The 26,058-nt window shown below is 44.0% G+C and carries 26 protein-coding genes and 1 riboswitch; of the genes, 16 read left to right on the top strand and 10 right to left on the bottom strand.

Annotation, left to right across the window (positions count from 1 at the left end; translation table 11 throughout):
* Positions 1-28: 28 nt before the first annotated feature.
* A complete protein-coding gene (locus B3014_RS04155) occupies positions 29-505 on the top strand; it encodes a hypothetical protein (protein ID WP_286304425.1) in 477 nt (158 codons plus the stop codon).
* A 10-nt stretch (positions 506-515) separates the two neighbouring features.
* Here the strand turns inward: B3014_RS04155 and murI are convergent, their stop codons facing one another.
* Together murI and B3014_RS04145 are read right to left on the bottom strand one after the other, a co-directional pair.
* The gene (murI, locus tag B3014_RS04150) at positions 516-1,301 is read right to left on the bottom strand and encodes a glutamate racemase (protein WP_289244744.1); all 786 of its coding nucleotides are present in this window, start codon (positions 1,299-1,301) and stop codon (positions 516-518) included.
* Between the two features lie 73 nt (positions 1,302-1,374).
* Positions 1,375-1,818 (bottom strand): YiiD C-terminal domain-containing protein, encoded by a 444-nt coding sequence (locus B3014_RS04145; protein ID WP_289244745.1) that lies wholly within the window; start codon positions 1,816-1,818, stop codon positions 1,375-1,377.
* Between the two features lie 110 nt (positions 1,819-1,928).
* On the opposite strand from B3014_RS04145, the gene B3014_RS04140 reads away from it, so the two are divergent.
* Entirely contained in the window at positions 1,929-3,059 is a 1,131-nt protein-coding gene (locus tag B3014_RS04140; RefSeq protein WP_289244746.1) for an SPOR domain-containing protein, read from the top strand.
* 11 nt (positions 3,060-3,070) lie between these two features.
* On the opposite strand, the gene B3014_RS04135 is transcribed toward B3014_RS04140, so the two are convergent.
* Both B3014_RS04135 and B3014_RS04130 read right to left on the bottom strand, forming a co-directional pair.
* Entirely contained in the window at positions 3,071-3,670 is a 600-nt protein-coding gene (locus tag B3014_RS04135; RefSeq protein ID WP_289244747.1) for a hypothetical protein, read from the bottom strand.
* A 37-nt stretch (positions 3,671-3,707) separates the two neighbouring features.
* Positions 3,708-4,262 carry a Smr/MutS family protein gene (locus tag B3014_RS04130; protein WP_289244748.1) on the bottom strand — a complete coding sequence of 185 codons (555 nt, stop codon included), beginning with the start codon at positions 4,260-4,262 and terminating at the stop codon, positions 3,708-3,710.
* A gap of 93 nt (positions 4,263-4,355) precedes the next feature.
* Positions 4,356-4,461, top strand: a riboswitch (TPP riboswitch).
* Between the two features lie 101 nt (positions 4,462-4,562).
* Here B3014_RS04130 and thiC point away from each other — a divergent pair.
* The 5 genes from thiC to thiE all read left to right on the top strand — a co-directional run bounded on the left by thiC (position 4,563) and on the right by thiE (position 9,996).
* The gene (thiC, locus tag B3014_RS04125; RefSeq protein ID WP_289244749.1) at positions 4,563-6,374 is read left to right on the top strand and encodes a phosphomethylpyrimidine synthase ThiC; all 1,812 of its coding nucleotides are present in this window, start codon (positions 4,563-4,565) and stop codon (positions 6,372-6,374) included.
* Complete coding sequence (locus B3014_RS04120; protein ID WP_289244750.1) at positions 6,374-7,453, top strand: FAD-dependent oxidoreductase; 1,080 nt, start codon at positions 6,374-6,376, stop codon at positions 7,451-7,453. Before thiC ends, B3014_RS04120 begins: the two co-directional genes overlap by 1 nt.
* A complete protein-coding gene (thiS, locus tag B3014_RS04115; RefSeq protein WP_289244751.1) occupies positions 7,443-7,658 on the top strand; it encodes a sulfur carrier protein ThiS in 216 nt (71 codons plus the stop codon). Before B3014_RS04120 ends, thiS begins: the two co-directional genes overlap by 11 nt.
* Position 7,659: 1 nt before the next feature.
* Positions 7,660-8,457, top strand: a complete 798-nt coding sequence (locus B3014_RS04110) for a thiazole synthase (RefSeq protein ID WP_286304434.1) — start codon at positions 7,660-7,662, stop codon at positions 8,455-8,457.
* A gap of 87 nt (positions 8,458-8,544) precedes the next feature.
* The gene (gene thiE, locus B3014_RS04105) at positions 8,545-9,996 is read left to right on the top strand and encodes a thiamine phosphate synthase (RefSeq protein ID WP_286304435.1); all 1,452 of its coding nucleotides are present in this window, start codon (positions 8,545-8,547) and stop codon (positions 9,994-9,996) included.
* A gap of 3 nt (positions 9,997-9,999) precedes the next feature.
* Here thiE and B3014_RS04100 read toward each other — a convergent pair whose 3' ends face one another.
* The 4 genes from B3014_RS04100 to B3014_RS04085 form a co-directional block, all read right to left on the bottom strand.
* A complete protein-coding gene (locus B3014_RS04100; RefSeq protein WP_289244752.1) occupies positions 10,000-10,890 on the bottom strand; it encodes a hypothetical protein in 891 nt (296 codons plus the stop codon).
* Positions 10,891-10,961: 71 nt separating this feature from the next.
* Positions 10,962-12,842, bottom strand: a complete 1,881-nt coding sequence (locus B3014_RS04095; RefSeq protein WP_286304437.1) for a cation:proton antiporter — start codon at positions 12,840-12,842, stop codon at positions 10,962-10,964.
* A gap of 76 nt (positions 12,843-12,918) precedes the next feature.
* The gene (locus B3014_RS04090; protein ID WP_289244753.1) at positions 12,919-13,764 is read right to left on the bottom strand and encodes a flagellar protein MotY; all 846 of its coding nucleotides are present in this window, start codon (positions 13,762-13,764) and stop codon (positions 12,919-12,921) included.
* A gap of 4 nt (positions 13,765-13,768) precedes the next feature.
* Complete coding sequence (locus B3014_RS04085) at positions 13,769-14,290, bottom strand: adenine phosphoribosyltransferase (RefSeq protein ID WP_286306134.1); 522 nt, start codon at positions 14,288-14,290, stop codon at positions 13,769-13,771.
* An 89-nt stretch (positions 14,291-14,379) separates the two neighbouring features.
* On the opposite strand from B3014_RS04085, the gene B3014_RS04080 reads away from it, so the two are divergent.
* The 8 genes from B3014_RS04080 (at position 14,380) to B3014_RS04045 (ending at position 24,727) form a co-directional block, all read left to right on the top strand.
* Entirely contained in the window at positions 14,380-15,027 is a 648-nt protein-coding gene (locus B3014_RS04080; protein WP_286304439.1) for an ABC transporter, read from the top strand.
* Positions 15,028-15,312: 285 nt separating this feature from the next.
* Positions 15,313-17,904 carry a DNA gyrase subunit A gene (gene gyrA, locus B3014_RS04075; protein ID WP_289244755.1) on the top strand — a complete coding sequence of 864 codons (2,592 nt, stop codon included), beginning with the start codon at positions 15,313-15,315 and terminating at the stop codon, positions 17,902-17,904.
* A 2-nt stretch (positions 17,905-17,906) separates the two neighbouring features.
* Positions 17,907-18,986: a 3-phosphoserine/phosphohydroxythreonine transaminase gene (gene serC / locus B3014_RS04070; RefSeq protein ID WP_289244756.1), complete on the top strand. Its 1,080-nt coding sequence runs from the start codon at positions 17,907-17,909 to the stop codon at positions 18,984-18,986.
* Between the two features lie 9 nt (positions 18,987-18,995).
* Entirely contained in the window at positions 18,996-20,084 is a 1,089-nt protein-coding gene (gene pheA / locus B3014_RS04065) for a prephenate dehydratase (protein ID WP_289244757.1), read from the top strand.
* Positions 20,081-21,040 (top strand): 4-hydroxy-3-methylbut-2-enyl diphosphate reductase, encoded by a 960-nt coding sequence (ispH, locus tag B3014_RS04060; protein WP_289244758.1) that lies wholly within the window; start codon positions 20,081-20,083, stop codon positions 21,038-21,040. Before pheA ends, ispH begins: the two co-directional genes overlap by 4 nt.
* Positions 21,041-21,052: 12 nt before the next feature.
* Entirely contained in the window at positions 21,053-22,465 is a 1,413-nt protein-coding gene (locus B3014_RS04055; RefSeq protein ID WP_289244759.1) for an ABC transporter permease, read from the top strand.
* Positions 22,462-24,492 carry an ABC transporter ATP-binding protein gene (locus B3014_RS04050; RefSeq protein ID WP_289244760.1) on the top strand — a complete coding sequence of 677 codons (2,031 nt, stop codon included), beginning with the start codon at positions 22,462-22,464 and terminating at the stop codon, positions 24,490-24,492. The genes B3014_RS04055 and B3014_RS04050 overlap by 4 nt, the downstream gene beginning before the upstream one ends.
* Positions 24,470-24,727, top strand: a complete 258-nt coding sequence (locus B3014_RS04045; protein ID WP_286304444.1) for a DUF1244 domain-containing protein — start codon at positions 24,470-24,472, stop codon at positions 24,725-24,727. The genes B3014_RS04050 and B3014_RS04045 overlap by 23 nt, the downstream gene beginning before the upstream one ends.
* A 16-nt stretch (positions 24,728-24,743) precedes the next feature.
* Here the strand turns inward: B3014_RS04045 and B3014_RS04040 are convergent, their stop codons facing one another.
* Positions 24,744-24,986, bottom strand: coding sequence for a hypothetical protein (locus tag B3014_RS04040; protein WP_289244761.1), 243 nt, complete (start codon positions 24,984-24,986; stop codon positions 24,744-24,746).
* 3 nt (positions 24,987-24,989) lie between these two features.
* Positions 24,990-25,601 (bottom strand): RNA polymerase sigma factor, encoded by a 612-nt coding sequence (locus B3014_RS04035; RefSeq protein ID WP_289244762.1) that lies wholly within the window; start codon positions 25,599-25,601, stop codon positions 24,990-24,992.
* Between the two features lie 97 nt (positions 25,602-25,698).
* Here B3014_RS04035 and B3014_RS04030 point away from each other — a divergent pair, with 97 nt between their 5' ends.
* Entirely contained in the window at positions 25,699-26,022 is a 324-nt protein-coding gene (locus B3014_RS04030; RefSeq protein ID WP_289244763.1) for a low-complexity protein, read from the top strand.
* The last annotated feature ends 36 nt before the right edge of the window (positions 26,023-26,058 follow it).

Raw genomic sequence — 26,058 nt, 5'->3', positions numbered from 1 at the left:
ATGGATTTATCCAAAACGTAATCATCATATGCTTATCGTACAAACTTTCTTGACACAGTGGGATAAAAGTCAGCGCAGTGAAGCTGATAAACGACAGCGTTTGCATCAGCCTGACAGAGCCTTGGTGTGTCTTGCTTCAGCAAATACACTAGCGGATGAACGCATTGTGCTGGATATGCATGGTGAGCCTGAGCAGCATAAGCGTATTCAGTTTCATTTAGACACTGAGGATTTTTATATTGACCGCTTTCATTTTTCTCTGACTGAGCGGACATTGGCATATAAAACAGCACAGTCTGCACCCAGGCTGATTTCAGCATTGGAAGAGGGATGGGTGCAGTGTCGATATAATTGGCGTCGCCGAGTAGAACAAAGTGGCTATATCTATTGGCTTTATGAGGATGTTACGCTAAACGCCTGTTTTGTAGATAACTTTAGAGAAGATGTGTTTATGAGACAAGCAGCTGATCACGTCTTCACTGACTTAACATTACCTGCAGAATGAATTGAAGCCTTTAAAAAAGTTGTATATCAGCCTTACCCCACAACGTTGTCACTTGTTTTTCAAAACCTGTTTTATGGCTATTACTTAACATCAGTACCGAACCCAGATCAGATACTTCAGCGTGAAGATTGTCCATGGTTAATCGTCTATCGACCTCGCGGGCGACAGCCTCTTCCGTGCTGATGATGGTGATATTCGGTCCGGCAACCTGTTGTATAACGGCTTTGAGATGAGTGAAATGCGTACAACCAAGGATAAGCGTATCGGCACCTTTATCCAGTAATGGCTGTATATAACGCTGAATGGTGTTGTATGTGTCCTTATAACTTAACGCTAATGTTTCTACTAAAATCACCAGATCAGGGCAGGGTTGTATTTCAATCCGAGCACCCATAGCGACGCGCTCAGCTAAATCATGAAATGACTGGCTGGTGAGTGTTTTTGCCGTGGCTAACACACCGATGACGCCCGTTTTTGTATTCAATGCAGCCGGGCGTAACCCTGGCTCCACGCCGATAAACGGCAATGAATAACGTTCCCGAAGAGTTTTAATACTGACCAGTGTCGCCGTATTACAAGCGACTACAATGGCCTTGACTTGCCGACTGAGTAACTCTTCGGTAATCGTGACGGAACGCTCGAGGATGTAGGCTTCGCTTTTTTCACCGTAGGGTGCATGCAGCGTATCAGCCAAATAGATGAGATGCTCGTTAGGCATGCGTTCTCTAATCTGTTTGGCAATAGGCAAGCCGCCGATACCAGAGTCAAATATACCAATCGGTCTTGCGTCAGCCATGATGAGTTCTGTTTATTATAGAGAATAAAAAATCGACGATTGTACTTGATCTATTCGTAGATGGTGTTAATGGTTAGCGTTGCAGAGCCACAAATTCACCCTGAAACAAACCCACACGGTCAGTCTCAAGTCTTAGTGTCGATACCACAGTAATTCGTGCTTTTCCCATTCTTGCAAAAGTACGTAAAAACTTTTCCCAGTTTTCAGTGATGGGTATGTACGCAGTCGCAGTAAACTCGCCCGTTATTGGCTTTTCATATTCCATCGAGTTTCGTTGAATGACTAGTGTGCAGTCCAAATCGGCGTTATGGAGTCGTGTATTTAACAGTGACCATGCAGATAAGATGGCTAATGTTGAGGCACTGCCACCGAATACGGTTTCATGGTAGTTAATATTGGGCGTCAGGGGGGCTTGGAGTGTGACATGGTCATCTGCCAAGCTTGTGACAGAAACCTGCATGGCTGCTGATAAAGGAATGTGTTGATACAGGTACTGCTGTAGTTGTTCAGGTGTCATCGTTTCACTGCCCAGATGGATTGTCAGAATAATAACGTCTTCTCACTAGTTGAAAAAGTCTTTACGCTATCCCTCATATTCAGCAGCCAGTTGAGAAGGTTCACATCACAATGAAAACATCTCTGCAAAGAACACGATGGTCAATTTCTGGCGTATTGCTGCTACTTGCGTTTTATACTGGCGTTGCTTTTGCAGACGACGTTCAGGATGGCATTGCGGCATATAAAAACAGAGATTTTCATACTGCTTATCAAGCATGGCATAAAGCGGCAGAGCAGAATATCGCTGAGGCGCAATGGATGTTAGGTATTATGTTATTAAACGGCCAGGGAGTGAAACAAGACAATGCCGCTGCCTATTCCTGGTTAACCCTAGCCAGTGAAAAGAAACATAAACAAGCCTCCATTGATCGACTAGCAATACGAAACCGATTAACGGTTGAAGAGCTAGCCAAAGCAGATATGTTGACGGCGGCATTCAGAGACAAACAAACCTCAAAAACAGTCATAAAACAGCAAAAAGAACAAGCCTTTCAATGGTTTGAAAAAGCCGCCAGAAAAGGCGATGCTCATGCGCAATACCAACTGGGTGAAATGCTACTAAGTGGCGATGGTGTCAGGCAGGATAACGTTACTGCCTATTCCTGGTTTAGCTTGGCGAGTCAACAAAACCACCCACAGGCTATTGTGAAACAAGCACAACTGAAAGATGATCTAAGCGCTAGCCAGATCGAAAAAGCGAATGCTTTGATGTTAACTAACCGTGACAATCATTCGATTAACGATGCGCCACCGGGATTACCTGAAATCACAGAAAAATCTGACATTAAGGTCGTTCAGCCAACGGCAGAAGTAATGGCACGATCTACTGTTCAAACAGCGCCTGACAAATTAACGACGCTCACAACCGAAAAGCCCGAAAAGACTCATAAAGTTAAAGCCGAACAAAAGGTGTCTGATGACAAACCGCAAGCAGTGACTGTTTATCGTGTGCAGGTAGGGGCATTTAAGTCTAGAGAACAGGTTAATATCGCCTTGGCCCAACTAACAAACAAAGCTGCTTTGAGAGGGCAAACATACCAAACCACCATTACCGAACCCGTTGAAGATACTGTTAAGCCAGATTTTTATCGTCTACAACTGGGTAATTTTGCAGCTAAGCCTGAGGCAAAAAAACTATGCCTGTTTCTTAAGCAGAACAAGCAGCCTTGTTTTGTTGTTTCCAGTCAATCAGATAAATAAAGATGATTTATTTAACTTTGCCAGATTTCATAGTGGATTAATTTTTTGATTTCTTGGTAGAGAGGAGACATAAAATACTCAGGACCACCAATAAAATTGCCATCAACAATCAAGCCTGTTCTTTCTAGTCGATGCAGCAAAGCCGCTGTATAAACAGCAGAAATATTATAGCGTTGGCATATACGTTTTTTTGCTTTTTGATTACGCTCAAGAACAATGGTTGATTCTTCTTGAGCTTCTTCGATGCTTAGCTCTTCACTTAGAATGAATAGGATTTCTATTTCGCGAATAGATAAGTCAGAAATGATAGTAAGAGTCTCTTCATACAACGTGGGTGTATTTCGAATTACTTGAGTTTCGATGCCATTAATAAACAAGTTCTCTAAAATAGCTACCTTTTCTTTTGAAATAGCTTTATCAATAGCATCAATGGTTTTAATGAAACAAGCAATAAAATCGTCTGATTGGAGTTCATTATCAGTTAAATTTATTTCACCTGTCTCTAATCGTTTAATTAATTTATCAAACTTATTGTTTCTATAAGTTTTTATTACTTTGTCTAGAGCCGTTCTAAGTGCTACTTTTCCGATGCCTGTACTCAATGAATCCATTTTTCATGCCTTTGTTGTGTATGGCTTATTAGGTTACTTATTCTTGAAACAACCTTTTCAGAAGAACATACAACGCGCCCGTGCCGCCATCGTCGATAGTTGCACTACAGAACGCAAGCACAATCTCACTTTGGCGCAGCCAATGATTCAGTTTGCTTTTTAAGACGGGTTTATTATCACGCGAACCCCAGCCTTTTCCGTGGATGATGCGTACACAGCGGATTTGTTGTCGCTGGCAAAACTCCAGAAACTCAGACAATGATGGTTCGGCTTTGGCAATGGTCATGCCATGTAAATCTAACTCTGCTTCGATATGGACTTTGCCATTACGAAGCTTACTAAACAGTTTGTGTTGAATTCCTGGACCACGGTATTCAAGATATTCTTCATTACCAACCGTCTCTGGAGAAAACATATCTGAGAAGGTTTCTCCCTGATATTCATCATCCATGATTTTTTGGCGAATGGCTTTAGCAACCGGTTTCGGTTTGTTATGAATCAGACGGTTTTGGCGTATACGGATGGCATCGCGCATTTCCTCTCGGAATAATGCAAATTCATCTTCTTCAGAGTCGTCTTTTTTATTAGCCATGAACCTGATGCTGCCTGCGTGTTTGGAGAAAAAATAGTAGACCATTGTGCCAGATGAGGCTTGTGTAAAAAATCCTTTTTGATTTACCATGCGAAGCACTTGTCGGGGTGCCCGACCGGAATAATCCGGAAAGGCTGAGATGAAACCCGTTGAACCTGAAGAGGCTAGAACCTCCGTAGGAAACAAGCAGGACACCTGTTTTGCACTCGAGATCCATTTTCGTTTGGTGTCTGTTTTCTTGTTCGCTTTCGCGCAACGATCTCATCTTCCCCGTCGTGGTTTTCATTTAGGGGAAGAAACGTGTCTACACAATCCAATAAAGTTATTAACATTAAAGACCGTAGCGGCATTACGACTGAGCCTTTGGCGGGGAGTGAGAAGTTTTACATCAAAGGTAGTCGCGACGACTTACTAGTGCCATTTCGTCAGATTCATTTGACTGATACACCAAATGCCAATCCTGAATTGGCGGCTATTCCCAACGAGCCTGTTGTCGTATATGACACATCAGGTTTATACACCGATCCCAAAGCAACCATTGATATTGAAAAAGGATTGCCACTCATTCGCCAAACGTGGATTGATGAGCGTGATGATACTGAACAATTAGCCGAGTTCAGTTCAGCCTACACACGTGAGCAAGATGCTCAGGACTTTGATATTCCTTTGTTCGATCATCGTCGCTTACCACGCAAAGCGAAAGCCGGTAAAAACGTCAGCCAAATGCACTATGCACGCCAAGGTATTATCACACCAGAAATGGAATACATTGCTATTCGTGAAAGTATGGGACGTGAAGCGTTAGCCCAGCGTGGTGAGTTACCTGAGAATATGGAACACTACATTACGGCAGAGTTTGTCCGTAAAGAAGTGGCAGAAGGTCGCGCCATTATCCCAGCCAATATCAATCACCCTGAAACCGAACCGATGATCATCGGCCGTAATTTTCTGGTAAAAATAAATGCCAATATTGGTAACTCAGCGACTACCTCCTCAATTGAGGAAGAAGTCGAAAAAATGGTGTGGAGCACCCGCTGGGGTGGTGACACCATTATGGATTTATCGACAGGTAAACATATCCATCAAACCCGTGAGTGGATCATCCGTAACTCACCTGTGCCAGTAGGAACTGTGCCGATTTACCAAGCACTGGAAAAGGTTAATGGCGTGGCTGAAGATCTGACTTGGGAAGTGTTCAGAGATACTTTGATTGAACAAGCTGAGCAGGGCGTCGATTATTTCACGATCCATGCGGGTGTTCGCTTGTCTCATATTCCTCTGACCGTCAATCGCACAACAGGTATCGTTTCACGTGGTGGTTCGATTATGGCAGCGTGGTGTCTGGCTCACCATGAGGAGAGCTTCCTCTACACGCATTTCGAAGATATCTGCGAAATCATGAAAGCCTATGACGTGTCATTTTCATTAGGGGATGGTTTACGTCCCGGTTCTCAGGCTGATGCGAATGATGAAGCCCAGCTGGCGGAATTAAAAACCTTAGGTGAATTGACCACGATTGCCTGGAAGCATGATGTGCAAGTCATGATCGAAGGTCCGGGTCATGTTCCGATGCATAAGATCAAAGAAAATATGGATCTGCAATTGGAGTGGTGTCATGAAGCACCGTTCTACACCTTGGGTCCACTGGTGACCGATATTGCACCTGGTTATGACCATATTACTTCTGGTATCGGTGCAGCCATGATTGGCTGGTTTGGCACGGCGATGCTGTGTTATGTCACGCCAAAAGAGCATCTCGGTCTGCCAAATAAAGATGACGTCAAAACCGGCATCATTACCTACAAAATTGCAGCCCATGCAGCGGATTTAGGTAAAGGTCATCCGGGTGCACAAATCCGTGATGACGCGATATCAAAAGCCCGTTTTGAATTCCGTTGGGAAGATCAATTTAATTTGGGTCTGGATCCGGATACAGCACGTGAATATCACGATGAAACTTTGCCACAACCTAAAGCAAAAGTGGCTCACTTTTGTTCAATGTGTGGTCCGAAGTTTTGTTCAATGAAAATTTCACATGACGTGAAAGCGGCCTTTGCTGAGAAATCTCAGGAATTCAAGGAAGGCGGCAGCAAAATTTATCGCCAGGTTTGATGAGCCATTATCTCATCATCGGTAGTGGCCTGATCGGACGCCTGACAGCTTGGCGTCTGATTCGGGCAGGCTATCAAGTGACATTGTTATCGAAAGACGACAAAACCGGTAGCGATAGTGCTGGTTTTGTCGCCGCTTCGATGGTTGCACCATTAACTGAAGCGGTGACAGCTGAACCCTTAGTGAAAACGATTGGTATGCGTTCTTATCAGCTATGGCCTAAATGGCTCAGCGAGTTAGAAGCCCGGGTGTTTTATCAGAATGAAGGCACTTTAGTCGTAGCACATCAGGGTGATAAAGCCGAAATGGAACGGTTTGATAGACGGGCCAAACATGTGCTGGCAGACAGTGATTATGTTCAGCTGGATAAAGCGGCACTGAGTTTGCGCGAGCCAGAATTAGCTGAACGCTTCGATCAAGCCATGTGGTTTGAAAAAGAGTCATGCATTGATAATCGCCAGCTTTATCAGCAATTGACTTCGTTCCTTGAGTTGCATGCCCAGTGGGTGATAACGGATGAGATCGGTGAGTTGAATTCGACCGAGATCGAAAAGCTCACACAACGTTATCTGCAGTGTTCAGCAGAAAGCTTTGATGCTGTGCTGGATTGTCGTGGCAACGGTGGCAAAGCAAATTTAGCCGAATTACGCAGTGTGCGAGGCGAAGTGATTCGTGTATCAGCGCCTGAAGTGAACTTCAAACACGCGATACGATTGATGCATCCACGTTACCCGTTTTACTTGGCGCCACGTCCAAATAACGAGTATGTACTGGGTGCCACTGTGATAGAAAGTGATGATCGCTCTCAGCTAACCGTCAGAAGTGGTTTGGAGTTAATGTCGGCCTTGTACAGCTTGCATAAAGGCTTTGCTGAAGCACGCATTCTGGAAATGGCTGCACATTGTCGACCTGGCCTTCCCGATAATCTTCCCACGATAAGACGAACCGACTGGGGTTACGTTATCAATGGTTTTTATCGACATGGCTATTTGTTTGCTCCGGCCGTTATTGATGATTTATGTCATTTGTTAGCACGGCAAAGTGGGCAAATACAATTTGGAGCGTTGTATGACGTCTAATGTAATCGTACAGATTCAATTCAATGGTGAGTTACTGGATATCGATGCAGAACACACCGTGGCACAGTTTGTTGAAAGTCAACAAGTGCAGGGCCGTTTTGTGATTGTTATTAATGATGAACTGCTACCTAAATCTCGCTGGCAGGATGTAGTGATTCATGATGGAGATCGTATTGATATTGTGTCTCCAATAAGTGGAGGTTGAGATGAAAGCATCTGATTGGCAAGTCTATGGACAAACACTCAGTAGTCGATTATTTATTGGCACAGCGTTATATCCATCACCAAAAGTGATGATCGATGCCATTAAAGCATCTCAGGCGGAAGTCATTACCGTCTCACTGCGTCGGCAGACATCAGCAGATAAACAAAGTGGTGATCAGTTCTGGCAGATGATTGAACAGCTCAACTGCCATCTTTTACCTAATACGGCAGGTTGTTATAGCGTCAAAGAAGCCGTTAACACCGCACATATGGCCAGAGAGTTATTTGATACCGACTGGGTTAAGCTTGAAGTGTTGGGTGATAGTTATAACCTGCAACCTGATCCCTTTGCCTTAGTTGAAGCGACCAAAATACTGATAGAAGATGGATTTAAGGTGTTTCCATACTGCACGGATGATCTGGTGTTATGTCAGAAACTGGCAGAGTTGGGTTGTGAAGTATTAATGCCTTGGGGCGCGCCTATCGGCACCGGTCAGGGATTACTCAATCCTTATGCCTTAAAGACATTACGTGAACGTTTGCCAGAAATGACTTTATTAGTTGATGCGGGCATTGGTAAACCTTCTGACGCGGTTCAAGCTCTTGAGCTAGGCTACGATGGCATTCTGTTAAATACAGCGATTGCAGAAGCGCTTGAGCCAGAGACAATGGCTCATGCCTTTGCTGATGCCATCAATGCCGGTCGTTTGGCTTATGAAGCCGGTGTTATGCCTAAACGCGACAATGCCAAACCTAGCACACCCACCTTAGATCAGCCCATTTGGCAACAACATGCCTAAGTATCGGCCGGCAAATAAGGTGATGCCAGCAATACAGAGTGCTTATTTCAAAGCGCGCTCTAAAGAATTATTCACATGAGGTAATACGTGGACGCCACACAGAATCAAAAACCGGCTGTTTTACTGATTGGAGGATTGGATCCCCAAGGTTGTGCTGGCATGTCGGCAGATATCATGACGGTTCTGAATCATGGTTGCCATCCACTCTCATTAATTACTGGCTTAACAGAACAAAGTGCAGAAGGATTAACAGAGTTTGGCCTAGTCAGTCCTGCTAAAGTGAAAGCACAGTTTGAAAATTGTCAGGCAGACTTTGATATTAAAGCGATAAAGATAGGTCTAATTCCACATCTTGAGATAGCTAAATGTATCAAAGATATTCTGAATAAATTTAACGGTCCGGTTATTTTTGATCCCGTACTTGGGAGTACCAGTGGTGGCATGACTGTACCGGAGGATGTCAAAAATTACATCTATAAAGAGATTTTGCCTCTGGTGACGGTGGTGACCCCCAACTTGCCTGAGCTCTATGCGCTCACAAAGCCTGATATCAGTGTAGAGATGGGTGCACAACTACTGCGTCAAGAAGGTGTTGATGTCTGTTTAGTTAAAGGTGGGCATAGCGACAATGCTTTGGCCATAGATTTCGTTTCTTCTACATTAGCTGATTTTTATCTCTATAACGAAAAAACAGCTGTTCAGGTAAGAGGAACAGGATGCGTTATGGCTTCATCTCTGGCTTCACATTTAGCATCAGGACAAGATATACGAGATGCTATGGTATTAGCCAAAGCCTATGTCGCACGTGGCATAAGGCTTTCACACAAAGTGGGGCCATACCAGCTTATTCATCATAGCCAGCAAGATATCGCGTTAGTTGATTTTCCCAAATTGTGTTATCAGCCTGAGTTGATTGGTCAAACATTGGAATTTCCAACTTGTCCTGAGCTTGGTATTTATCCGGTCGTGGAGAGTGCTGATTGGGTTAAAAAGCTGGTTGATGAAGGTATCAAAACGATACAGTTAAGAGTGAAAGAGGCTGATCAAGACTTAATACAGCAGCATCTGCAGTCAGCCATGAGTACGGTAGCAAACAAACCTGTTCATTTTTTCGTCAACGATCACTGGGAAATGGCGATTGAAGCTGGCGCTTATGGTGTTCACCTTGGTCAGGAAGACCTGCATGATGCGAATATAAAGCAGATTTCAGAGGCTGGTTTGAGATTAGGTGTCTCTACTCATTCATATTGGGAGCTTGCCAGAGCGCTGGCGGTGAATCCAAGTTATATTGCTTTAGGTCCCATCTATGAAACGACCAGCAAACAAATGCCTTTCTCGCCACAGGGTATTGAGCGTCTGCAGCAGTGGGTTGATTTATTGAACGGGCATTATCCCATCGTGGCTATTGGTGGCATTAATGTTGAAAGAGCTGAGCAGCTCAGAAAAACTGGGGTAGGCTCAGTGGCCATGATTACAGCCATCACAAAAGCAAATGACTATCAACACGTAACCCAGCAATTGTTAGCAATGTGGCAATAATCATCACTTGTCTAGATTGGGGTTAACCTCACCCCATTGTGGCCCTATATTGAGTTTGTGTTGCTGGCTATAACGATAGTCCTGGTACTGAATGGGTTTATCGTTATCTGACTGAGCTTCATTATTATCTGTGAATGAAGGTGCCGCCGGTGCCACATAATTGCTTGCTGTTAGATCTTCATTTTTCAGCGATTTATTTTCATTTGATAATTCTTGTATCTGCCTGATCAGTTCTTGATTAGTCGACTGCTGCTTATTGAGCTGTTGTTGTAATGCCATCACTTCTTTCAGCAATTTGTCAGGTGAACTACCGTCAATATTGGCGTCTGTGGAATCCGTTGTGATGGATGGTAATGTGTCCGCTTCATTATTTTGCTGGTTGGCCATTTCGCTTGAAGCAGTATTTTCGTTCAAAGGGGGCTCATCACCAGGCATGGGGTCAATAAGGTTTTCTGTTGGGATGACGTTGCCATTTTCATCCGTTTGTTTTTTTACCACTGTCGGTAAGACCACACCTTCTTCTTCGTCATCTTCTAGATTGATATCCACTTCAGGTAAGACAGCGCTTTGTTCATCTGCTGATGAGAGGTTATCCGTATCTTCATTGTCTGAATCCGTGGGAGCATCCAGCAAAATAGGTTCTGCTTCTTCCTCTGTATCTGAAGAATCCATCAGAAAAAATAGGGCTAAGCCTGTGATAAGCAAGAGGGCAGCTACACCGAGCCCTATTTTTATTAACAGTGATTTTGATAAGCCAAATAACAATGGCTTATCTTTGCTGTTGGCTTTGGCTGTATTGTTATCTTCAGGATCCACCTCTCGCTCAGGTGTGTCGTCTGATGTGGGAGGTGTCTCTGTTTCTTCTTCAAGAATGTCGTTATTGTCTTCAGCCATGGTATAACTTTACCCTTACTTCAACTCAGTGTTCCTAGTTGATATATCGGCCTGAAAGCTGAATTCTTTTGTTATGTTGGTAAACGATTTTCATCAAGACTACCATCAACTTCTGGTGCACTCATTTCTGCTGGCGTCAGATCAGTTTCATCTTGCACTAAGGCCACAATAGTCCACCCCATTTCAGGCTGTAATGATTCTGCTGCGGTGAAAAATCGCAGACGTTTCCGAGGATTGAAGGCAAATAACGGTGTCACACGACGACCATGCTCACGCAAGTAATCAGCGAAACTGAAGTTTTCAGTTAATTTAGTTTGTTTGATTTTGGCACCTTGGGAAATCAGGCTGGCCATTTTGGCATAAGTGATTTCACTGCCAAACAAGACATGAGAGTCATGACTTATTGCTTTTCGTGATTTAACAACACTGCGTTCCTTATCTTTTTCTTTATCCGTTGATAGAAAGTAAACGCGGTTGCTGCCGAATTCTGACTTATAACGCATACAGGCTAAAGCGTTGAGTTCACTTTGTGGTGTCAGGGCAAGTATCTGGCCAAGACCAATCAGATCCAAGTGTCGATCGGCATGTTCAGAAACGGCATTACCGTAGTAGGTATCCATGCCTTTCATTCGAGCCTCTTTGACATTACTCCAGCTACCATCAGTAAGACGAGTTCTGAAGCCGTTATCGTTGAGTGCCTGTGCCACCACACGCGCGACAGAGTTGGCACCCACAATCAGGAAACCACTATCTTCTGGCTCTGCCACACCGAGACGTTTTGCAATAAATTTAGCTGTGGCACCTTGCACCAGAACTGTACCGATAATGATGGCAAACGATAAGGGTACTAACAGGTCGGCTTTTTCGTAACCGATATCTTGTAAACGCAGAGCAAATAATGCCGTAACGGCTGCAGCTACAATACCGCGCGGTCCAATCCAGCTAATCATCGCTTTCTCTTGCCAAGTTAAGTCTGAGCCGATGGAACAGACAAACACTTTGACGGGACGCACAACAAACTGAATAAATAAAAATAAAATAACCGCGCCCAGACCCAGTTGAGTGAATGAGTCCAGATTAAGGCGTGCAGCCAGCAGAATAAATAAGCCTGAAATCAGGAAAATACTCAGATCTTCTTTGAAGTCTAAGATATTTTCTACCTGAACATTTTTCATATTGGCTAACCAGATACCCAGCACGGTAACCGTCAGCAAGCCTGATTCTTCAGAGATTTCGTTGGACACAGCAAAGGTACCAAATACCAGCGCCAGGGCTGCCACATTATGCAGATACTCAGGTAATAGATGACGGCGTAGTAACAGGCCAAAACTGTAACCAGCGATAGCACCAATGCTGAGGCCCACTACAATCGTTTTAGCAAACATGTAAAGGGTATGTCCGACTTCGGCATGCCCCTGAAGCTGGATAGATAAGAGTACTTCAAATACTAAAACGGCCAGAATCGCACCTAATGGATCGATAACAATACCTTCCCAACGTAAAATATTAGAGATTTTGGCATTGGGACGCACAGTCCTGAGCATAGGGACGATAACAGTCGGACCGGTCACGACCATAATGGCACCGAATAAAATAGCCAGCGCCCAGGGGAAATCTAATAAAAGATGGGTCGCGATCGCGATGGCAGACCAGGTGATCATCACACCCAGCGTCAAAATATTGCGGACGACTTTTTGAAGTCCTCGAATTTCTTCAAACTTGAGGGTCAGGCTTCCTTCGAACAGGATGACAGCCACAGCAAGTGAGACAGTAGGGAAGAGCAGGTCACCGAATAACGCCTCGGGGTCCAACCAACCTGTCACAGGCCCCAGAACAATACCCGCGATCAGTAACAGGACGATGGCAGGCAGTTTTATCCACCAAGCTAGCCATTGACATACAATGGCGATAATTCCAATGACTGACAGTGCCATGACTGCTTCGTGATTCATTCTCTTCCTTTAGCTCACTGGAGCACGATTAAACGGAATGTAATGGTGACACTAATTGGCTTCGCCGAAAAGCCTTTTACCGGATTAATTCGATTTCAGCGCGACGATTATAAGCACGCCCTTTAGCGGTTTTATTCGTAGCTGCGGGATCATGATCGACAAACGACCGCATGATAATTTTTTCTGCCGGTATCTCATATTGGCCGACAAAAAAGTCTCGTATGGTTTTTGCTCTTGCCTCTGAAAGTGGGACATTTAAACGTTTGCGACCAAAACTGTCAGTGTGACTGGTGATGATGATTTGACTGACACTGTCATCCACTTTTACGTACTCTGCTACACGAGTAAGCGCTTGAAGTGAGGCTTTATCCAAATTGGCCTTTTCCGACTCAAAATAAACAGTCAGTTTTCTTACCTCAGAAAAACTATCTGGGTAGAGGTTGTTTAAGCACTGCTGAAACGCTGGCAATGAGTCACTGAACTTAATGGTGGATAACTTTACAGTGATGTCATCAGCGTATGCTTGAGAACGGTAACGAATGATAGGGAAGCGGCCATCCTGCATTTTTACGAGTGCTTGTTGTGCCAGGGGGCCTTCAATTTGGAATTGTCTTTGTCCTGAAGAGGTGGGTATACGCTTTAAAGTGTCAAACTCCTCAGTGTTCTGCCACGGCGCTGCAGACATTTCAAATAACACATGACTGTTTTCAGCAGGTTGATTATCGGTATCAAACGTCAGTTGTAAAGGTTGTCCATTTCGTCTATAAAAACCGGCTTTGCCAAAACTGGGAATGGTTTGCATTAATGAACACTCAAGCGGTGATTCAATGACTTGCCAATTTGTATCGGTAACGGGGGCCTGAAATTCTTCAGCAAATAAAGGTGACGAGACTAAGAGTGCGGCGATAAAGAGTTTCAACATAATCTTAATAGCTTATTAGAGTGTGGATAGGGTATGGGGCTAGAACATCACGACCATGCAAAAAACCAAGCTCCATGACAAAGGCACAGGCAACCACCTCGCCCCCTAAGTTTTGTATAAGTTCACAGCTGGCTCGTGCCGTACCCCCTGTGGCCAGGACATCATCTATGACTAGTATTTTATCGCCAGCTTTAATTGCGTCGATATGTGCTTCCAGAGCAGCTGAACCATATTCAAGATCATAGTCGATACGTTGAACATCGTAAGGTAATTTACCTGGCTTACGCAGTGGAATAAATCCAACACCCAATTCCCATGCTGCTAATGAACCAAAAATAAAGCCTCTTGCTTCCATTCCTGCGACAGCGGTTATCGCCTTTCCCTTGTATGGTTGAATTAATGCTGCTACACATTCTCTCAACAAGATGGGGTCCTGTACCAGAGGGGTGATGTCTTTGAACACGATGCCTGGTGAAGGAAAGTCATTAACATCTCTGATTTTAGCTTTTAGCTTTTCCATAATAATCTCATTGAGCGAAAAGGTGATTAGCGTCTATTATATCGGCAGTCATTGCCCGGTTTTTAATGACACAACAAATTAACCCAAAAGGAAGTATGTTGACTTTACACTCACGATTGATTTTTTCTGTTTTTATTATGTTGTCATCACTGTTTTTAAGCTCGTGCTTTAGCTGGGGTGGTGAAGAAAAAGATGTCGACATGACACCGCGATATTATGCACTGGACGTAGACCGCACAGATATAGCCTCTGACTTCCCAGCAGAGCGTGTATTACTGCTGAAGCCAGTCCGTGTTGTACCTCATTTCAGAAGTAAAACCTTAATCTTTCGAATCGGTGAAAATGAATATAAAGCTATTGAGCCTCATCAGTTTCTGGTTGACCCTGAGGTGATGTTCACCAATATCGTTAAACGCTGGTTACAAAAAAGTGGTCAATTCAGTCATGTGGTTACAGATGATTCTATACCCGCGGATTTTGTGATGGATGCCGCGGTCACGGCTTTTTACGGCGAAAAACGTCCTGCCTATTCTCCACAATCAGTCATTGAAATGCAGTTCTTTATGTCACCTGCCGACAACCCGGAAAAATTGTTATTTCAGACAGGGTTACGCGTGGATGTCGACATTGAACAAGCCACCCCGAGTCATGTTGTTACTGGCTGGAAACAAGGAACCGAAGAACTTCTAACGACTTTAGAGCAGGATTTAAGCGCATATTTTTCAAAAGTAGATGCTAGGTAGCATCTTGACTTTAGCGTGCAGGATATAGGCTTTAGTGGTAGGATAAGAGGTTTGGTGGTTTAGACACGTTTACCCGGATTCTGGCGTGAGTGTGTTTTCCAGAGCACGACGAAGAAGTTGGTGTTTTTCTCAACGTTGTGGCTGGAATTCTTTCGACTGGTTTCCTCTTCTGAAGCTGGTTGGTAAACCATACTATGTAGAACTGGCTACGCTACAAATGTGTTCAGAATAATCATACTGAGCAACAGCATTTGTAGCCTTATGCTTTATTTGGACGGTTAATAAATGAGTGAAATTGCCTTAGAACTGGATTCGATAGGTATCGAAACCGAGATGAAGCAGTCGTACCTTGACTACGCGATGAGCGTTATCGTGGGACGTGCGCTACCGGATGTTCGTGATGGATTAAAACCTGTTCATCGTCGTGTTCTCTACGCGATGAGAGAACTGGGTAATAGCTGGAACAGCCCATATAAAAAGTCTGCCCGTATTGTCGGTGATGTTATCGGTAAATATCATCCTCATGGTGATACGGCTGTTTATGACACTATGGTGCGTATGGCTCAGCCATTTTCCATGCGATACATGCTGGTCGATGGGCAAGGTAACTTTGGTTCAGTGGATGGAGACCCTCCGGCAGCGATGCGTTATACCGAAGTACGCATGGCAAAAATTGCTCATGAAATGCTGGCCGACCTTGAAAAAGAAACCGTTGACTTTGTTCCCAACTATGACGAGTCAGAGTCAGAGCCTGCGGTACTACCAACAAAAATTCCAGCACTTCTGGTCAACGGTTCTTCTGGTATTGCGGTGGGTATGGCAACCAATATTCCGCCTCACAATCTCACAGAAATTCTGAATGCCTGTATTGCCATTATCGATAATCCAGATGTCACAACACATGAGTTAATGGAATATGTGCCGGGGCCTGATTTCCCGACTTCGGGCATCATTAATGGGGCTCGTGGTATTGCTGAAGCGTATCAAACTGGTCGTGGCCGAGTACACATTCGTGCGCGTGCTGACATTGAGACCAATGAGGCTTCAGGTCAACAGAGTATTGTTGTTAAAGAACTGCCTTACCAGGTCAACAAAGCCCGATTATTAGAAAAAATCGCCGAGCTTGTTAAAGATAAAAAAATTGAAGGGATCTCAGCATTGCGCGATGAGTCTGACAAAGACGGTATGCGCATGGTGATTGTCCTTAAGCGTGGTGAAGTCCCTGAGGTCATCCTCAACAATTTGTATCAGCAGACACAGATGCAAACTGTATTCGGCATCAACATGGTTGCGATTGTCGATGGACAGCCTCGTACGCTTAACCTGAAAGAAATTCTGGATGCCTTCATTCGCCACCGTCGTGAAGTCGTGACACGTCGCTCGATTTATGATCTCAGAAAAGCGCGTGAGCGTGCACACGTATTAGAAGGTCTGGCAACCGCATTAGCCAATATTGATGAAGTTATCGAGCTTATTAAAGCTTCTCCCAACCCTGCTGAAGCAAAAGAAGCTCTGTTAGCAAAAGGATGGGCTTCAGGCATGATTCTGGAGATGTTAGGTGCTGCTGGCGCAGAAGCTTCTCGTCCAGAGGATCTGGCTGAACAATACGGCCTGGTGAACAATCTCTATCACCTATCGCCAGTCCAGGCACAAGCTATTTTGGATATGCGCTTGCACCGCCTAACAGGTCTGGAACAAGATAAGATTCTGCAAGAGTACCGAGAAGTTCTGGAGGTCATTGCAGAGTTGTTAGCTATTTTGAGTGATCCGGATAATTTGATGGCGGTGATTCGCGAAGAGTTAGTTGCTATTAATGCGGAATATGGTGATGAGCGTCGTACAGAAATTCTGGCCAATCATCTTGATCTAACGCTTGAAGATTTAATCACCGAAGAGGAAATGGTGGTCACACTGTCGCACGCTGGTTATGCCAAAACCCAACAGCTTGATACGTATCAGGCACAAAAGCGTGGTGGTAAAGGTAAAGCGGCGACTGCCATGAAAGATGAAGATTTCATTGAGCATTTGTTTATTGCCAATACACATGACACGCTTTTATGTTTCTCCAGCGCCGGTAAAGTGTATTGGAAAAAAGTCTATGAACTGCCACAAGGAAGCCGCGCTTCACGGGGTAAACCCATCATTAACTTATTACCGTTAGAAGAAGGTGAAAAGATTAATGCTGTTCTACCTATTCGTGAGTTTGAAGCGGATAAGTTTATTTTCATGGCGACAGCATCAGGTACGGTTAAGAAAACACCTCTGGTAGATTATTCACGCCCGCGTGCAAACGGCATTATTGCCGTAGATCTGAAAGAAGACGACCAGTTGATCGATGTGGCTGTCACTAATGGACATTCTGATGTGATGTTATTTAGTAATACCGGTAAGGTTATCCGGTTTGCTGAAACAGATGTCCGCTCAATGGGACGTGTTTCTCGTGGTGTACGTGGTATGCGTATCGGCGATGATGAGAAAATTATTTCTCTGATTATTGCTGAAGAAGACGGTGCGATTCTAACAGCGACCGAATTTGGTTACGGTAAACGCACTAATCTGGCTGAATATCGTGTACAAGGCCGTGGTGGACAAGGCATCATTTCAATTCAGACATCTGAACGAAATGGCTGTGTGGTCGGGGCTGTACAGGTCTGTGATGAACATCAAATCATGTTAATCACTAATGGTGGCACTTTGGTTAGAACACCGGTGAAAGATGTGTCTTTGGTCGGACGAAACACGCAAGGTGTTCGATTAATTAATCTCAGCAATGGTGAAAAACTCGTCGGTTTGGAACGCGTTATTGAAGATGAAGACCCAGATGTCGATTTAGCGATCGACGATGCGGATGATACTGACGAAACAACAGAAGAATAAATTTGAGAGCTTATAATTTTAGTGCTGGCCCTGCGATGTTGCCTGATGCCGTCATGGAACGGGCTCAGCAGGAAATGCTGGATTGGAATGGAACAGGTATGTCTGTGATGGAGATGAGCCATCGCGGACCAGAATACACTCGCATTGCTGAGCAAGCTGAAACTGATCTTCGTGAATTAATGGGCATTTCTGATGACTACGCTGTGTTGTTTTTACAGGGCGGAGCATCGCTACAGTTTCCCATGATTCCAATGAATCTGTTGCGTGGAAAAAAAACAGCGGACTATTTCAATACTGGAGCGTGGTCTACCAAAGCAATCGCTGAGGCTAGACAGTTTTGTGATGTGAATATTGTTACAGATTCAACAGCTAACCATTTCACCACAATTGCCAACCCAAGCGAGTGGTCTCTGTCAGATCAGGCTGCGTATGTTCATTACACACCTAATGAAACCATACATGGACTTGAGTTTGCGGAGATTCCTGATGTTGGAGATGTGCCGTTAGTCGCTGACTTGTCATCGACCATTTTGTCGCGTCCGATTGATGTGTCGCAATTCGGTATGATCTACGCAGGCGCACAGAAAAACATTGGTCCCGCTGGTTTGTGCATTGTCATTATTCGCAAGGATTTACTGGGTGATGTATTGCCTGGTACACCGACCATGCTCAACTACAAAACCCATGCCGATAACGGATCAATGTTTAACACACCAGCCACATATAGCTGGTATTTAGCTGGTTTAGTTTTTGACTGGTTGAAGCAGCAGGGTGGATTAGAGGCAATGGCTGCACTAAACAAACGTAAAGCAGCTAAGCTATATGCCACCATTGATGGAAGTGACTTTTACAGTAATCCTGTCGATATTCGATATCGTTCGTGGATGAATGTCCCCTTTACATTGGCAGATGATAAGCTTGATAAACTGTTTTTGCAGCAAGCCGCAGAACACAAGTTACTGACACTCAAAGGTCATCGAGACTTGGGTGGTATGCGTGCAAGCATATACAACGCTATGCCAGAAGCGGGTGTCGATGCACTGATCAGTTTCATGAATGAATTTGAGCGTAAGCACGGGTAATTATTGCCAATGAATGAAAAAGAAGCCTTAGCCAATATTCGTCAAAAAATTGATGATATCGATTTAAAAATCCAGCAATTGCTGAATGACCGAGCGGCGATGGCACAGGAAGTTGCCCGGATAAAAATGGATAGTGGTGAACAGGCCGATTTTTATCGTCCTGAACGCGAAGCGATGGTGCTAAGAACGGTGATGGAACGGAATGAGGGCCCATTAGCTTCTGCTGAGGTGGCCAGATTATTTCGTGAAATCATGTCTGCATGTCTGGCAGCTGAAAAACCTTTACAAGTGGCTTATCTCGGTCCTGAAGGCTCTTTTACTCAAGCGGCGGCTCAAAAACAGTTTGGTGGCAGCGTTGAGCTTCATCCGATGAGTACCATCGCCGATGTTTTTCATGCTGTTGAAACCTCGCATGCCTGTTACGGTGTAGTGCCAGTAGAAAATTCAACCGAAGGTATGGTCTCGCATACCTTAGACCGGTTTATTTCCTCACCGTTAAAAATTAATGGCGAAGTCACATTACGCATACACCATTATTTACTCAGTAAAGAGAAGCGGCTCGAAGATATAAGCAAAGTCTATGCTCACCCTCAAGCCATCGCGCAGTGTCGCCAATGGCTGATGGAGCAACTACCTGAGGCTGAGTTGATACCACTCAACAGTAATTCCGAAGCTGCCAAGCGTGTTGCAGCAGAACCTCAAAATACCGCCGCTATTGCTGCGAATCGTGCGGCAGATATTTATGGTTTATCCATTTTAGCCAGTAATATCGAAGATGAGGTCGATAACACGACGCGCTTTTTGGTAATTGGATCACAGAATGTTGGACCTTCAGGGGTTGATAAAACAGCGCTTTTAGTCGCCACCAAGAATAAACCTGGCGCTTTGCAGACTCTGTTAAAACCATTAGCGGATTACAGCATCAGCATGACCCGTATCGAGTCGAGACCCTCGAGAAAAGGTATTTGGGAATATGTGTTTTTTATTGATATTGAAGGACATATTGACGAGCCAGCAGTAGCATCAGCGTTGACTCTATTAGAGAATGAGTCATCCATGTTTCGCATTTTAGGTTCTTATCCAAAGGCAGTATTATGAGCAAAGAACTTATCCTCGCCAATCCACGTGGCTTTTGCGCCGGTGTCGATAGAGCAATAGATATCGTAGAGCGTGCATTGGAGTTGTTTGGTGCCCCCGTTTATGTGCGTCATGAAGTGGTTCATAATCGCTTTGTGGTCGATGGTCTTAGAGACAAAGGCGCTATTTTTGTCGAAGAAGTGGATGAGGTCCCCGACGGAAATACCTTGATTTTTAGTGCTCACGGCGTATCAAAAAAGGTGCAGAGTGAGGGGAAAAAGCGTGATCTAAAAGTGTTTGATGCGACTTGTCCTTTAGTGACCAAAGTGCATATGGAAGTGTCACGTTATGAAAAACAGAATATGGAATGTATTCTGATTGGGCATGCAGGACACCCGGAAGTAGAGGGTACTATGGGCCAATACACATCAAAAGAAGGTGGCATGTATTTAGTTGAGTCGCCAGAAGATGTCGCCAGACTAAAAGTCAAAAATCCACAGCAACTGGCCTTTGTTACCCAAACAACACTTTCCGTTGATGATACATCGGTTGTGATAGATGCTTTGCGACAACACTTTCCCGACATTATCGGCCCAAGCAAAGACGACATTTGCTATGCCACACAAAACAGACAAGATGCTGTGAAAAAACTCGCTAAAGAGTGTGATCTTGTTCTAGTGGTCGGTTCGGTAAATAGCTCTAACTCGAATCGTTTACGTGAATTATCAGAGAAATTAGGCACGCCCGCTTTTTTAATAGACAATGCCGATCAAATAGATCCACAATGGCTTGTAGATAAAAATCGAATTGGTCTGACGGCAGGTGCATCAGCACCAGAAATACTCGTCAACCAAGTTGTTGAAAAATTACGTGACTTAGGTGTTGATTCGTCATACGAAGATGACGGTTTAAAAGAGAACATTGAATTCTCATTACCACGAGAACTAAAGATTGATACATCAAGTCTGAAAAAATAAACAAGGCCGACCATGTCGTTTTTGCCCGTATTTCTTTGGACAGACATTCTCATCTTCCTGCTGGTAGCCGTTATCGCTGTAGCAGCCTTTTATATAAGAACACAGCCTCATTTAAGTACGCCCTGGAAATCCGTAATAAAGCGCAAGCGAGGCATGATTTCCGTTATGATCCTCGGTGTGTATATCATCGTTGGCCTGCTGGACTCTTTACATTATCGTCCGGCATTAGACGCAACAAAGAACGCAAAAGAAGTTTATTATTCATCAGAAGTATTCAGTGTATTTGATTGGTTTGTTTTACCACTTAAACAACAATTAGAAAAAACCTATTCAGCACCTTTTGCTGATCGTTTGTTTGTTAAAGAAATACAGACGATGGATGATGGTTCCATTAACTATGATTATCCAAAATTGAAATATGGCGCTGCCCATTTAGCACGTTCTGATCACAAAACGTCTGATATTTACCAAACAATTTTAAAAGCCAGTCTGTTAAGCCTGTTATTGTTGTTTCTGATTTATGTTTGTCATATTGCCACTGCCTCGCGTGGTCAAGTAAGCCAGATATTCCCGCAAACCAAACGCATCTTTCTCAACCACTCTGACTATCCACTTCATACTTTTTATTTCACCGCTTTTTGTCTTTTATTACTTATCTGTAACTTAGCTTTACTGAGTCAGAGCTATCATGTGTTTGGTACGGATAAAGTGGGACAGGATGTTTTATATCAGTCCTTAAAGAGTATTCGTACAGGCTTAGTGATTGGGACGTTAACCACCTTGGTGATGTTGCCTATGGCCATTATGCTGGGCATTGCCGCAGGTTATTTCCGAGGCTGGATAGACGATCTTATTCAATATATTTACACCACTTTGAACTCCATCCCAGGTGTATTACTGATTGCTGCAGCCGTATTAATTCTTCAGGTTTATATGAATAATCATCCTGAGAACTTTAAAACCATTGCTGAGCGTGCAGATATTCGGCTGTTGTTTTTATGCATTATTTTGGGCATGACTAGTTGGACTGGCTTGTGCCGAATTCTACGAGCAGAAACACTCAAGTTACGTGAAGCAGAATACGTCATGGCATCTCGTGCTTTAGGGGCGGGGAGTTTTAGTATTCTACGCAAACATATTTTGCCGAACTTGATGCATTTAGTGCTTATTGCCGTGGTCTTGGACTTTAGTGGCTTGGTTCTGGCGGAAGCCGTGCTTTCTTATGTTGGTGTCGGTGTCGACCCTTCCATGATTAGCTGGGGCAATATGATTAACAGTGCACGACTTGAAATGGCAAGAGAACCTGTCGTCTGGTGGTCTCTAACTGCAGCATTTGTTTCAATGTTTGTTTTGGTGCTTGCTGCGAACTTGTTTGCTGATGTCGTTCGCGATGCCTTTGATCCTAGAATGCAGGGTACATTATGAGCGCATTATTAGAAGTCAAAGCATTAAAAACATGGTTTGGAAATGATAAGGCGCCATACCGAGCTGTTGATGGGGTGGATTTTTGTATTGAGAAAGGTCAAACCTATGCGCTAGTGGGAGAGTCAGGCTGTGGCAAATCTATGACAGCATTGTCTCTTCTGAGGTTGAACCCTTATCCAGCCAGCCACATTGTGGCTGGAGAAGTCCGCTTGGGTGGACAAAACATTCTTTCTCTTTCTGAAGCAGAAATGGAAAAAATTCGTGGTCGTAGAATAGCCATGATTTTTCAAGAACCACAAAGTTCACTAAATCCTGTTCTCACTGTAGGACAGCAGATTGCTGAAGTATTTAAATGGCACTTCAATCTTGATAAGGAAGCGATTCATCACAAAACGATAGACTTACTTGGATCGGTAGGTATTCCTGATCCTAATGAACGCATCAATGCTTACCCTCATCAGTTGTCTGGTGGCATGAAACAACGCGTGATGATTGCTATGGCGCTTGCCGGTGAACCTGAGTTATTGATTGCAGATGAACCAACAACCGCCTTAGATGTGACCATTCAGGCTCAAATACTTGATTTGCTGAAAGCTATTCAGCAGAAAACAGGTATGGCCATTCTACTGATTACGCATGACTTAGGTGTTGTTGCTCAGATGGCCGATCATGTAGCCGTGATGTATGCCGGGCAAATTGTCGAATCAGCCAGCCGAACACAATTCTTTAATAATACTCAACATCCGTACACTCAAAAGCTTTTTCAGGCTATTCCCTCAAAGCAGAAAAGGGAAGAAAAACTCACGGTGATACAAGGAAGCGTGCCGCCATTAAATCGCCAGTTTCATGCTTGTCGTTTTGCTGAACGTTGTGAGCTGGCTTGGGATGACTGTCATGAGGTTGAACCACGTTGGATCATCAATCAGGCACATGGTGTTCGATGTCATTTATATGATAGTGATGTGCATGCTGAGCAAAAAGCCCATCAACAGTCTTTCCATAGCTCAAAGCTTTCACAGGTTGTACCAGCAGATAATGCGATACTGCAAGTCAACGACTTAAAAGTTCACTTTCCTATCAAAAAAGGATTGTTCCAACGGACTATTGGTGCAGTGAAGGCGGTTGATGGCTTAAGCTTCGAGCTTCGTTCTGCCGAAACGTTGGCATTAGTTGGCGAGTCTGGTTGTGGCAAAACCACAGTTGGCAAAGGAATATTGCAACTCGTACCTGTCACCTCTGGCAATGTTATTTTTCAGAAACAAACGCTTAATCGATTGTCATCTAAAGCCTTACGTTCAGCTCGCGCTTCTATGCAGATTATCTTTCAAGATCCTTTTGCGTCAATGAACCCGCGAATGACCATTAACAATGTCATCAAAGAGGGGATGTTGACATCTTCAATTAAAGATCCTGCGTTGCAGGAAGCAAAAGTGGATGAATTACTGCTTCGAGTGGGATTGAGGACAGATATCAAACATCGTTATCCACATGAGTTTTCAGGTGGTCAGCGCCAACGAATATGTATAGCAAGAGCATTAGCGGCTGAACCAGAATTAATAATCTGTGATGAACCCACGAGTGCACTGGATGTATCTGTTCAGGCACAGATATTAAATTTACTAAGAGATATTCAGCATGAGTTTGGATTATCATTTTTATTTATAACCCATAACATCAGTGTGGTAGATTATTTGGCTCATCGTGTGGCGGTAATGTATCTTGGCCGCATTGTTGAGCAGGGCACACGGGATGAAGTGTTAAATAATCCAAAGCACCCATACACTCAGGCATTACTTGCAGCGGTTCCCAGAATTCATGCAGATGAGAATGTGGTGGTCGCTCATCAACTTGATGGTGAACTGCCTTCGCCAGCGAATCCACCTAAAGGCTGTCACTTTCATCAGCGCTGTCCACATGCTATGCCAATCTGTTTGGAGCTCTATCCCGACTCAACACCGCTCAGCCCAACACATCATGTGAAATGTTTTTTATTTGAGGAAAATTATGGATCAGCAAACACAAACTGAACTTGAAGCCGCCGCGTTCAGACGTTTACTTGAACATCTGCGTGAAAATACCGATGTACAAAACATTGATTTAATGAATCTGGCAGGATTTTGCCGGAATTGTTTATCAAAGTGGTATCTGGCTGCAGCAGAAGAAAAGCACATTGATATGGATTACGATCAAGCGCGTGAGCATATTTATGGCATGCCATATAGTGAATGGAAGGACAGATATCAGACAGGCCCAAAAAAATAATGGATGAAATGCGCGCTTATCTGGGCTTTGAATCAGATAATGTTCGCAGCTTTTCTGCCAGCGCTTTGGTATCTGTAGCATCTTCTTCTGTTGGTCGAAGTGTGGCAACAGTCGAAATGGTCTGACGAAGTTGTTGTAGATAATTTCGGCAGCAACTACAGACAAGCAGATGTAAAAATAGACCGAGTCGTTTTCTAATAGGCAGATCACCTTCAAGATAATTACTGGCTTCTTCTGCCACATCTTTACATTGAAACATCTGTTATCTTCCTCGGTATTCTTCGATTTTGTGGTGTATGGTCGTGCGGGCCCGATGCAAGAGCACTCTAGCATTAGACGAACTGATATCCAGAATGTTACAGATCTCTGACATTGATAAGCCCTCCATATCATACATAGTTAACAAAGCACGCTGGTTTGCGGGTAATTGACGAAAGCTTGTTTCAATCAGTTCTTTTAGTTGTTCGTTTTCAAGAAGGGCATCAGGTGTCTCCTGTTCCCAGGGTAAAACATCATCTAAGCGATGGCCTCGTTGATCAAATTTATCTCGAGGGACTGATTCCCAGCCTTCATCCAGAGAAACTTGTCGTTGCTCTCGCTTGAACCGAGTCTTGGCAGCATTACTGGTGATTTGCAAAAGCCAAGTTTTTAAGCTGGAACGTGCCTCGAAGTTTGGTAATGCTTTGATGGCTGACAGCCAGGCATCTTGAACAATCTCATCAGCGAACGCTTCACCCACAATAGCTCTGGCAATCGTGAGCATTAAGCCATGGTATTCAGATACAACATAGTCAAACGCTTTAGCTTCACCCTCTATCAACTGCTGAATTAAGAGGCGCTCTTGTGTTGGACTATGCTTCACATTTTTTTTCATTATGTTTGTAACAATCCTTCGTGAGGCTCGTCTACTATGCAAGACGGACAACAATGCCCGTTTATTTTTTTAATAACAATAGAAGGAAGTAATCATCATGGCAACCTTAAATAAATCATCAGTCGCTATAGCCACATTAGCAGCAGGTATGGCTTTGTCACCATCTTTAGCCAGTGCCGACAGCAACCCATTCTCTTCAACAGAACTTTCGAGTGGTTATATGCAACTTGCTGAACATCATGCAGACGAAGCGAAATGTGGTGAAGCAAAGTGTGGTGGCGATAAAAAAGCTGAAGAAGTCAAATGTGGCGCGGATAAAAAAGCAAAAGAAGCTAAATGCGGTGGCGATAAAAAAGCTGAAGAAGCCAAATGCGGTGCAGATAAAAAAGCACATGAAGCCAGCTGTGGTGGTAATCACTAAAAATACACTGGCAGTTTCTAAATAAGGGCTCTTTGA

The sequence above is a fragment of the Methylophaga sp. UBA678 genome, from assembly GCF_002299105.1.
In the GTDB taxonomy this organism is placed as follows: Bacteria; Pseudomonadota; Gammaproteobacteria; order Nitrosococcales; family Methylophagaceae; genus Methylophaga; species Methylophaga marina.
The sequence above is the reverse complement of the archived record's forward strand: the minus strand, read 5'-3'. Positions and strand labels throughout refer to the sequence as shown.

What these genes read in the sequence shown, in the direction of transcription:
- thiS (WP_289244751.1), top strand. Translation starts at nt 7,443, where the DNA reads ATGACGTCTAATGTAATCGTACAGATTCAATTCAATGGTGAGTTACTG.
- pheA (WP_289244757.1), top strand. Translation starts at nt 18,996, where the DNA reads ATGAATGAAAAAGAAGCCTTAGCCAATATTCGTCAAAAAATTGATGAT.
- B3014_RS04130 (WP_289244748.1), bottom strand. Translation starts at nt 4,262, where the DNA reads ATGGCTAATAAAAAAGACGACTCTGAAGAAGATGAATTTGCATTATTC.
- B3014_RS04035 (WP_289244762.1), bottom strand. Translation starts at nt 25,601, where the DNA reads ATGAAAAAAAATGTGAAGCATAGTCCAACACAAGAGCGCCTCTTAATT.
- B3014_RS04140 (WP_289244746.1), top strand. Translation starts at nt 1,929, where the DNA reads ATGAAAACATCTCTGCAAAGAACACGATGGTCAATTTCTGGCGTATTG.
- B3014_RS04030 (WP_289244763.1), top strand. Translation starts at nt 25,699, where the DNA reads ATGGCAACCTTAAATAAATCATCAGTCGCTATAGCCACATTAGCAGCA.
- B3014_RS04120 (WP_289244750.1), top strand. Translation starts at nt 6,374, where the DNA reads ATGAGCCATTATCTCATCATCGGTAGTGGCCTGATCGGACGCCTGACA.
- B3014_RS04040 (WP_289244761.1), bottom strand. Translation starts at nt 24,986, where the DNA reads ATGTTTCAATGTAAAGATGTGGCAGAAGAAGCCAGTAATTATCTTGAA.
- B3014_RS04090 (WP_289244753.1), bottom strand. Translation starts at nt 13,764, where the DNA reads ATGTTGAAACTCTTTATCGCCGCACTCTTAGTCTCGTCACCTTTATTT.
- murI (WP_289244744.1), bottom strand. Translation starts at nt 1,301, where the DNA reads ATGGCTGACGCAAGACCGATTGGTATATTTGACTCTGGTATCGGCGGC.
- B3014_RS04135 (WP_289244747.1), bottom strand. Translation starts at nt 3,670, where the DNA reads ATGGATTCATTGAGTACAGGCATCGGAAAAGTAGCACTTAGAACGGCT.
- B3014_RS04145 (WP_289244745.1), bottom strand. Translation starts at nt 1,818, where the DNA reads ATGACACCTGAACAACTACAGCAGTACCTGTATCAACACATTCCTTTA.
- B3014_RS04100 (WP_289244752.1), bottom strand. Translation starts at nt 10,890, where the DNA reads ATGGCTGAAGACAATAACGACATTCTTGAAGAAGAAACAGAGACACCT.
- B3014_RS04110 (WP_286304434.1), top strand. Translation starts at nt 7,660, where the DNA reads ATGAAAGCATCTGATTGGCAAGTCTATGGACAAACACTCAGTAGTCGA.
- ispH (WP_289244758.1), top strand. Translation starts at nt 20,081, where the DNA reads ATGAGCAAAGAACTTATCCTCGCCAATCCACGTGGCTTTTGCGCCGGT.
- B3014_RS04080 (WP_286304439.1), top strand. Translation starts at nt 14,380, where the DNA reads ATGTTGACTTTACACTCACGATTGATTTTTTCTGTTTTTATTATGTTG.
- gyrA (WP_289244755.1), top strand. Translation starts at nt 15,313, where the DNA reads ATGAGTGAAATTGCCTTAGAACTGGATTCGATAGGTATCGAAACCGAG.
- B3014_RS04155 (WP_286304425.1), top strand. Translation starts at nt 29, where the DNA reads ATGCTTATCGTACAAACTTTCTTGACACAGTGGGATAAAAGTCAGCGC.
- B3014_RS04055 (WP_289244759.1), top strand. Translation starts at nt 21,053, where the DNA reads ATGTCGTTTTTGCCCGTATTTCTTTGGACAGACATTCTCATCTTCCTG.
- B3014_RS04045 (WP_286304444.1), top strand. Translation starts at nt 24,470, where the DNA reads ATGGATCAGCAAACACAAACTGAACTTGAAGCCGCCGCGTTCAGACGT.
- B3014_RS04050 (WP_289244760.1), top strand. Translation starts at nt 22,462, where the DNA reads ATGAGCGCATTATTAGAAGTCAAAGCATTAAAAACATGGTTTGGAAAT.
- B3014_RS04095 (WP_286304437.1), bottom strand. Translation starts at nt 12,842, where the DNA reads ATGAATCACGAAGCAGTCATGGCACTGTCAGTCATTGGAATTATCGCC.